Here is a 7882-nt window from a genome sequence, read left to right on the forward strand (position 1 = left end):
ACACTTCCCGGCATGACGGACCTAGTACAAGTCACCGACAGCGTCCACCTCGCCCACGGCGAAGCGGTCAACTGGACGCTGGTCACCGACGACACCGGCGTGATGCTGATCGACGCCGGCTACCCCGGCGACCGCGAGGAGGTGCTGACTTCGCTGCGCACGCTGGGCTACGGTCCTGGCGACCTGCGCGCGATCCTGCTCACCCATGCCCATATCGACCACCTGGGCACCGCGATCTGGTTCGCCAGGGAGCACGGCACCCCGGTGTACTGCCACGCCGACGAGGTGGGGCACGCCAAACGCGAATACCTGGAACAGGTCAAGATCAGCGATCTCGCCCTGCGCCTCTGGCGGCCCCGCTGGGCGGTGTGGACCGCCCATGTGGTGCGCAGTGGTGGGCTGATCCGCGAAGGGATCCCGACCACCCAGCCGCTGACGCCCGATGTCGCCGCCGCGTTGCCCGGCCGTCCGCGACCCGTGTTCAGCCCCGGCCATACCAACGGCCACTGCTCGTATCTGGTCGACGGGGTGCTGGCCAGCGGGGACGCGCTGGTCACCGGACACCCATTGCTGCGTCAGGAAGGCCCGCAACTGCTGCCCGCCATCTTCAGCTACAGCCAGCAGGAGTGCATCCGCACGCTATCGGTGCTGGCCGAGGTGGAGACCGAGATCCTGGCTCCTGGCCACGGGCCGCTGTGGCGCGGCCCGATCCGCGAGGCCACCGATGCCGCGCTACAGAAAGCGCGTTAGTCCGCCAGGTGCTCGCGCAGTGTCGTGCCGGTGTATTCGGTGCGATAGGCGCCGCGCTCCTGCAGCAGCGGCACCACCCGGTCGACGAATTCGTCGAGACCGTGCGGGGTCAGGTGCGGCACCAGGATAAACCCGTCGCAGGCGTCGGCCTGAACGTAGCGGTCGATCTCGTCGGCGATATGCGTTGCGGTGCCGACGAATTGCTCTCGGCTGGTGACGGCGATGATCAGCTCGCGGATGGACAGGCCCTCCGCTTCGGCTCGCTCCCGCCACCGGCGCGCCACCTTCACCGGATCCCCGTGGCGCACGCGTCCCTGGGTGATGTCGCTGTCGAGGACCGGATCCATCTCGGGAAGGGGACCGTCCGGGTCGTAGTCGCCGAGTTCGCGGCCCCACACCTGCTCGAGCATCGCGATCGCGGTGGCACCGCTGACCTGCTGATGGCGAATGTGGCGCGCCTTGTCCCGCGCTTCGTCGTCGGTGTCGCCCAGGACGAAGGTAGCCGCCGGAAAGACCTTGAGCTGGTTGGGATCCCGGCCGCTGGCCCGGGCCCGGCCCTTGACGTCGGCGTAGTAGCGCTGCCCGTCTTCCAGCGAACCGTGCAGGGTGAACAACGCGTCGGCGTGCCGCGCGCCGAACCCGCGGCCCTCGTCGGAGTCACCGGCCTGCAGCAGCACCGGGTGACCCTGCGGACCGGCCGGCAAGGTCGCGTAACCGCGCACGTCGAACTGTGAGCTCGAATACTCAACGCTACGAATGTGTTTGGGATCGACATAGACCCCGGCCTCGACGTCGGCCAGCACGGCATCGGGCGCCCAACTGTCCCAGAAGGCACGGGCGGCGGTCAGGAACTCCTCGGCCCTGCGGTAGCGGTCGGCGTGGCCCAGAAACCCGCCGCGGCGGAAGTTGGCCCCGGTGAACGCATCCGAGGAGGTGACGATGTTCCACCCGGCCCGCCCCTCGGACAGATGGTCCAGGGTGGCGAATTGCCTTGCCACCTCGAATGGTTCGTTGAAGGTGGTGTTGATGGTGCCGGTCAGGCCGATCCGGTCGGTGACGCCGGCCAGCGCCGCCAGCACGGTGAAGGTGTCCGGGCGGCCCACCACATCCAGATCGTGGATGCGGCCACGGTGCTCACGCAGCCGCAGCCCCTCGGCGAGGAAGAAAAAGTCGAACAAGCCTCGTTCGGCGGTGCGGGCCAGGTGCACGAACGAGTCGAACTCGATCTGACTGCCCGACGTGGGATCGGTCCACACGGTGGTGTTGTTGACGCCGGGGAAGTGAGCGGCCAGGTGAATGGGCTTGCGGCTCATGGTGTGATCCCCCACCGCCGCGCGATCAGTTCGTGGGAGCGCAGCCGGTCCTCATGCCGATGGGTGACCGAGGTGACGACGAGTTCGTCGGCGCCGGTCACCTGTTGCAGCGCCGCGAGCTTTTCGGCGACCTCGTCCGGATCGCCGACGAATTGCGTTGCGGTGCGGTCTTTTACCATCTCCTGTTGTTCGTCGGTCAGCGGTTCACAGTCGTCGGGATCCGGGTACGGCGCGGCACCACCGGTCCGGACGGAATAGACCCAGCGGCCGTAGCTCGATGCCAGACGCCGAGCGGTGGCGGAGTCGTCGGCGACGACGATGTCGGCCGACACCGCAACGTAGGGGCGCTGCAATGACTTCGACGGGACGAAGGCTTCGCGGTAGGCGTCGATGGCTTCCAGCGCGGTGGCCGGGGTGATGTGGTAGCTGCCGACGAACGGCAACCCGAGCGCTCCGGCCAGCGCGGCGCTGGGTCCTTTGGTGCTGCCGAAGATCCAGGGTGTCAGGTCGGCGCCTTCCCCGGGCGTGGCGTGCAGGTGGTGGCCGTCGACGTGGTAGTTGCCGGTCAGCATCGCGATGATGTCGCCGACCATCTCGGCGAAGTCCGGTGTCACCGCCTCGGGCTGCTGCAGGACCGACATGGTCGCCTGAATCTGGCCGAGACCCAGCATCTTTCGGAGGTCGAACGGCGTGGGGATCACCACTCCGTCGACTTCGTGCCAAACGCGGGGCGGCTTCGGCTCCCGCCGCTTGGGCTTGTCCTGCTTGGCACGCCGCTGACCGGAGCGCCCCACGCCCAGGTCGATACGGCCCGGATAGAAGGCGTCGAGCATCCCGAAGCTCTCCACCACCGAGGCCGCGGTGTGATGACCCAGTTGCACGGCGGCCGAACCCACCCGGATCTTGTTGGTAGCAGCGGCGATCTGCCCGATCAGCACCGCCGGCGCCGCACTGGCGACGGCGACGAAGTGGTGCTCGGCAATCCAGAAGCGGCGGTACCCCCACCGCTCGGCGCGCTGCGCCAACTCGACTGTGTTGCGCAGCGCGGTGGCCGCGTCGCTGCCGGAGCTGATCGGCGACAGGTCCAGTATCGACAGCGGGATCATCGATTCACCCCCGTGTACCGATTGGGCGCCGCCGGCAGGCCGAGCCGTTCCCGCAACGTCTCACCGTCCCGGTAGGCGGTCCGGAATTGCTTGGCGCGCTGCAGGAGCGGCACCACGTCATCGACGATCACCGGCAGGTCCGTGGCGTTGACGGCCGGCCGCAACCGCACGCCGTCGATCCCCAGAGTCTGCCAGTGCAGCACCATGTCCACCAATCCCGTTGCGGTACCGGACCAGACCAGCGTGTCGGACACAAAGTCAGCATTGTCGTGAAACGAAACCACCACGTCCGCAAACACTTTCAGTCGTGTTGATGGTATCTCGGCGAGGATGCCGCGCAGTGAATCGGCATCGGTGGGCGTGACGAACACGAGGTCGGCGCTGTCGGCGGCGAACTCGTAGACCGGGCCGGCGTGCGCCAGCGCGGCCACCACCGGCTGGCCCTGCGGCGGGCGCGGCGTGATCGACGGACCCTTGACCGAGAAGAACTTTCCGGTGAAGTCGATGTAGTGCAGCTTGTCCCGGTCGACGAAGCGTCCGGTGGCGGCGTCGCGGATCACCGCGTCGTCCTCCCAGCTGTCCCACAGTCGGCGTACCACCTCGACGTAGTCGCGGGCCTCGGCGAACAGCTCGGCCGGATCGACGGTCCGCCGGCCGAACAGCGCCGCCTCGTGGCTGGTCGAACTCACCCTGGGCTGCCAGCCGGCCCGGCCGTGTGACACGAAGTCAAGGGTGGCAATGGCTTTGGAGATGTGGAACGGCTCGGTGTGGGTGACGGTGGCGACCGGGATCAACCCGATGTGCCGGGTGGCCGGGGCGATCCGCGCCGCGACCAGCACCGCGTCGCCGCGGCCGGCGAGACGCTCGGGACGAATCCGCTCACCCCGTCCGATCTGCGGCATCAGGGTGTCGTCGATGGTGAGGAAGTCGAGGAAGCCGCGTTCGGCGGTGACCGCCAGGTCGGCCCAGTAGCGGCCGCTGAGCACCGACCCGGCGGTGCCCGGCGTGACGCGCCAGGCCTGTGGGAGCCAGCCGTGCCCGTCGAGGGCCACCCCCAGATGCAAAGTCATGAAAGCGCCTTCAGGAAGGCGATCGGCAGCACCGGGCCCCGGGTCGGCAGCGGTTCGGCCAGCTGGGTGTATCCGGTCGAACGGTACAGCTGCACGGCCTCGGGTTGACGGTCGCCGGTGATCAGGTAGACCCGCCGATAGCCGCTGGCGGCGGCTCCGGCTTCCAGCGCGGCGACCAGCGCGGCGGCGTACCCGCGGCGGCGATGATCGCGGTGCGTCCAGACGCGCTTGATCTCGGCGGTCTCGTCGTCGTACCGGCAGAATGCGCCTCCGGTCACGGGCTGCGCGTCGACCATGCCGATCAGCATGCCGCCGTGCGGCGCCGCGAACTCCCCGTCCGGGCCGTCGACCAGCCAGTCGCGGTAGCGACGCCGCTCCCCGCCGTACCGGTCGGCGTACTCGTCGGCCAGTTCGTCCAGCAGCGGCTGCGCCAGCGGGTCGCTCAGCGCGACGGGCACAAACCGCAGCGCCGAAGGTGTGGACATCACGTAACTGTCTAACGCGCGTCGGCTGGAAGCATTCCGGTGAGGTATCGCGGGCTGACGGCGACATCGTGCGGGCTCATGCGCCGACGACCCGCCAATCCGATGGCGGCGACCAACTCGAGGATGCTGCGGTCGGTGACCTGCCAGCCCCGGGCGGCCAGGTTCTCCGGGATGGAATGGAACTCGGCGTTGTACGTCAACTTGGTCAGGTCGACGTCCAAGCCCTGGCCGCGCCACTGGTCGATGAAGGCCCGCCCTTCCTGCAGCTGCATGGGGGTCCACGGCAGGTAATCCGCGGCGAACCAGCTACCCGGGGCGCTGACCGCGCTGACGTCACGAAGCAGGCGATCCTGCGCATCGGGCGGCAGATAACCGACCAGCAGGTTCTCCGCGATCCACATGGTGGGCTGGGCCGGATCGAAGCCGGCACGACGCAGCGCCGTCAGCCAATCTGCGCGCAGGTCGACACCCACCGCGCACCGATGCGCGCTCAGCTTGGCACCCAGGTCGCGCAATACCCGCACCTTGAAGTCGACCACATCGGGCTGGTCGAGTTCGTACATCCGCGTCCCGGCCGGCCACCAGAGCCGGTACGCGCGGGAATCCAGCCCGCAGCCCAGGTTCACCGCCTGCCGAATTCCGGCCCGGGCGCCGCTGGTGAGGAACTCGTCCAGGAACCGGCCGTGCACCCCGAGAATGTTGATCATCCCCGACATCATCGGATTGTCGCCGCCGTCGGCCGCGTACTGCTCGTCGTCGATCAACCGGATGAAGTACTCCACCCCGGCGGCGCGGACCAGCGGAGCGGCGAACGGATCGTTGATCAACCCCTTGTTGGTGGCGACCGCGCGGGCGGTCGCGCCGAACGTCGCGGTCATTCCGACGCCGGTGAACAGATCCCAGGTGTCGCCGTCCTCGCGTACCACGTGTCCGGCCTGTCAGCCGTCCAGTGCTTTGAAGGCGGCTCGCCATCCGAGCAGGAACATCGCGGTCACCGTCGAGGCGACCGCCACGAATGCCGCGGCCACGCTGGCCGAACTGGCTTTGCGCAGCGCCATGCCGGTCACCACGGTGGATAGCCAGACGATCACCCCGGTCGGCGCCACGTCGGTGGGCCGTCGCCACGCGCGCGACGCCAGCCAGCCGATGGCGGTGCCGGTCAGAAACGGCCACGCCGTCTCCGCCAACCCGCCGACGCTGACGCCTTCGTCGTGGCTACGGCGGCCGAGGGCACAGAAAGCAAGGATCGCCACGACGTCTACGCCCAGCCAGGCCGGCCCACGACGTGGTTGCATGCAGCGAGACTACCGGTCCCGGGCAGGATTGAGGGATGAACACAGACGCGCCGCCGACCTTTGATCCCTACGACCCGCTGGGTCTGGACGCGTCGTTGTCCAGCGACGAGATCGCCGTACGGGACACGGTGCGGGCCTTCTGCGCCGAGCACGTCACCCCGCACGTGGCCGAGTGGTTCGAGGACGGTGACCTGCCGGTGGCGCGGGACCTGGCCAAGCAGTTCGGCGAATTAGGGCTGTTGGGAATGCATCTGGAGGGCTACGGGTGCGGCGGGGCGTCGGCGGTGCACTACGGGCTGGCCTGCCTGGAACTGGAGGCGGCCGACTCCGGGATCCGGTCGCTGGTGTCGGTGCAGGGTTCGCTGGCGATGTTCGCGATCTGGAACAACGGGTCCGAGGACCAGAAGCAGCAGTGGCTGCCGGGTATGGCGGCCGGTGAACTGATCGGCTGTTTCGGGTTGACCGAGCCCGACGCCGGCTCCGACCCGGCCGCGATGACGACCCGGGCCCGGCGTGACGGGTCGGACTGGGTGCTCAACGGGCGCAAGATGTGGATCACCAACGGTTCGATCGCCGACGTCGCCGTGGTGTGGGCCGCGACGGACGACGGCGTGCGCGGCTTCGTCGTCCCCACCGACACGCCCGGCTTCTCCGCGAACACCATCCACCACAAGCTGTCGCTGCGCGCCTCGATTACCAGCGAGTTGGTGCTCGACGACGTCCGGCTGCCCGAGGACGCCCTGCTGCCCGGGGCAACCGGACTGCGCGGCCCGCTGGCGTGTCTGTCGGAGGCGCGCTATGGAATCGTCTGGGGCTCAATGGGTGCGGCACGCTCGGCGTGGCAGTCCGCGCTGGACTACGCGTCGCAGCGCACCCAGTTCGGCCGCCCGATCGCCGGGTTCCAGTTGACCCAGGCCAAGCTGGTCGACATGGCGGTCGAACTGCACAAGGGACAGTTGCTGTCGCTGCATCTGGGCCGGCTCAAGGACAGTGTGGGTCTGCGTCCCGAACAGGTCAGCTTCGGCAAGCTCAACAACACCCGCGAGGCCATCGAGATCTGCCGGACGGCACGAACGATATTGGGCGGCAACGGAATATCGCTGGAGTACCCGGTGATCCGGCATATGGTGAACCTGGAGTCGGTGTTGACCTATGAGGGAACTCCGGAGATGCACCAACTGGTGCTCGGCCAGGCGTTCACCGGCGTGGGCGCGTTCCGGTAGAGGGGTAGCTGATGAGAGTTCTGTTGAGCGCTGCCCTGGCCGCCTTCTCGGTGATCTTGTGCCCCACGGCACAAGCCGACCCGGCGCTGCCGACCATGACTTCGACCGGCAGCGGACCCGTGGTGGGCGGTGGCGCCAACGCCGCAATTGCGCAGCAGCTGTACAGCTTTCACGACGCCAATATCCAAGAGGTCGACGGTAACGACGCGGCGGCATTCATCACGGCCGCTTCGGGTGTGGCCAACCGCGACGTCGCGACGGTGTTTCAGCCGTTGCAGCGGTCCCTGGGTTGTCAGGTGAACGGGACCGGGTTCGGGGCGCGGGCCTATCGTCGGGCCGACGGCAACTGGGGTGGCGGCATGCTGGTGATCGCCAAAAGCAGCGTGTCCGACGGTGAAGCGCTGAAGGCGTGCGTCAAGAACAGTTGGCGTAGGGCGACGGTGGGCACCCCGACGTCGATGTGCAACAGCGGCTGGAGTTACCCGCCCTACAGCGACATCAAGCGCGGCGAAGGCTATTTCGTGCTGTTGGCAGGTAGCAACTCGGACTTCTGCAGCGGACCTAACGGCAACTACCGGACCACCGCGAGTGCCTGGCCCACCTAGAAGGGTGGGGGTTCGTCGTCGGGGCCTGGTGGTGG

Annotated in this window: 9 protein-coding genes; 3 read left to right on the forward strand and 6 right to left on the reverse strand. The window is 68.2% G+C overall.

The genetic code is table 11. The annotated features are described in order from the left end of the window. Positions 1–12 precede the first annotated feature (12 nt). Positions 13–750, forward strand: a complete 738-nt coding sequence (locus tag AC5Y46_RS17915; RefSeq protein WP_499944652.1) for an MBL fold metallo-hydrolase — start codon at positions 13–15, stop codon at positions 748–750. Here the strand turns inward: AC5Y46_RS17915 and AC5Y46_RS17920 are convergent. Genes AC5Y46_RS17920 through AC5Y46_RS17945 form a run of 6 tightly spaced genes read right to left on the reverse strand, consistent with a single transcriptional unit; the run spans position 747 to position 6019 of the window. Beyond that, positions 747–2063, reverse strand: a complete 1317-nt coding sequence (locus AC5Y46_RS17920; protein ID WP_499944651.1) for an NtaA/DmoA family FMN-dependent monooxygenase — start codon at positions 2061–2063, stop codon at positions 747–749. The two genes, AC5Y46_RS17915 and AC5Y46_RS17920, sit on opposite strands and share 4 nt — an antisense overlap. Then, on the reverse strand, positions 2060–3169 hold the full coding sequence (locus tag AC5Y46_RS17925; protein WP_499944650.1) for an LLM class flavin-dependent oxidoreductase: 1110 nt from the start codon (positions 3167–3169) through the stop codon (positions 2060–2062). Before AC5Y46_RS17925 ends, AC5Y46_RS17920 begins: the two co-directional genes overlap by 4 nt. Next, complete coding sequence (locus tag AC5Y46_RS17930) at positions 3166–4239, reverse strand: LLM class flavin-dependent oxidoreductase (protein WP_499944649.1); 1074 nt, start codon at positions 4237–4239, stop codon at positions 3166–3168. Before AC5Y46_RS17930 ends, AC5Y46_RS17925 begins: the two co-directional genes overlap by 4 nt. Next, complete coding sequence (locus tag AC5Y46_RS17935; RefSeq protein ID WP_499944648.1) at positions 4236–4724, reverse strand: GNAT family N-acetyltransferase; 489 nt, start codon at positions 4722–4724, stop codon at positions 4236–4238. The genes AC5Y46_RS17930 and AC5Y46_RS17935 overlap by 4 nt, the downstream gene beginning before the upstream one ends. Positions 4725–4735: 11 nt before the next feature. Then, positions 4736–5602: an SAM-dependent methyltransferase gene (locus tag AC5Y46_RS17940; RefSeq protein ID WP_499944773.1), complete on the reverse strand. Its 867-nt coding sequence runs from the start codon at positions 5600–5602 to the stop codon at positions 4736–4738. Between the two features lie 60 nt (positions 5603–5662). Then, entirely contained in the window at positions 5663–6019 is a 357-nt protein-coding gene (locus AC5Y46_RS17945) for a DUF3054 domain-containing protein (RefSeq protein WP_499944647.1), read from the reverse strand. A 35-nt stretch (positions 6020–6054) separates the two neighbouring features. Between AC5Y46_RS17945 and AC5Y46_RS17950 the strand changes: the two genes are divergently transcribed. Both AC5Y46_RS17950 and AC5Y46_RS17955 read left to right on the forward strand, forming a co-directional pair. Beyond that, positions 6055–7242 (forward strand): acyl-CoA dehydrogenase, encoded by a 1188-nt coding sequence (locus AC5Y46_RS17950; RefSeq protein WP_499944646.1) that lies wholly within the window; start codon positions 6055–6057, stop codon positions 7240–7242. Between the two features lie 11 nt (positions 7243–7253). Continuing rightward, complete coding sequence (locus AC5Y46_RS17955; RefSeq protein WP_499944645.1) at positions 7254–7847, forward strand: hypothetical protein; 594 nt, start codon at positions 7254–7256, stop codon at positions 7845–7847. The last annotated feature ends 35 nt before the right edge of the window (positions 7848–7882 follow it).

The organism is Mycobacterium sp. NGS59, from assembly GCF_059812345.1.

What these genes read in the sequence shown, in the direction of transcription:
- AC5Y46_RS17915 (WP_499944652.1), top strand. Translation starts at nt 13, where the DNA reads ATGACGGACCTAGTACAAGTCACCGACAGCGTCCACCTCGCCCACGGC.
- AC5Y46_RS17920 (WP_499944651.1), bottom strand. Translation starts at nt 2,063, where the DNA reads ATGAGCCGCAAGCCCATTCACCTGGCCGCTCACTTCCCCGGCGTCAAC.
- AC5Y46_RS17925 (WP_499944650.1), bottom strand. Translation starts at nt 3,169, where the DNA reads ATGATCCCGCTGTCGATACTGGACCTGTCGCCGATCAGCTCCGGCAGC.
- AC5Y46_RS17930 (WP_499944649.1), bottom strand. Translation starts at nt 4,239, where the DNA reads ATGACTTTGCATCTGGGGGTGGCCCTCGACGGGCACGGCTGGCTCCCA.
- AC5Y46_RS17935 (WP_499944648.1), bottom strand. Translation starts at nt 4,724, where the DNA reads ATGTCCACACCTTCGGCGCTGCGGTTTGTGCCCGTCGCGCTGAGCGAC.
- AC5Y46_RS17940 (WP_499944773.1), bottom strand. Translation starts at nt 5,602, where the DNA reads ATGACCGCGACGTTCGGCGCGACCGCCCGCGCGGTCGCCACCAACAAG.
- AC5Y46_RS17945 (WP_499944647.1), bottom strand. Translation starts at nt 6,019, where the DNA reads ATGCAACCACGTCGTGGGCCGGCCTGGCTGGGCGTAGACGTCGTGGCG.
- AC5Y46_RS17950 (WP_499944646.1), top strand. Translation starts at nt 6,055, where the DNA reads ATGAACACAGACGCGCCGCCGACCTTTGATCCCTACGACCCGCTGGGT.
- AC5Y46_RS17955 (WP_499944645.1), top strand. Translation starts at nt 7,254, where the DNA reads ATGAGAGTTCTGTTGAGCGCTGCCCTGGCCGCCTTCTCGGTGATCTTG.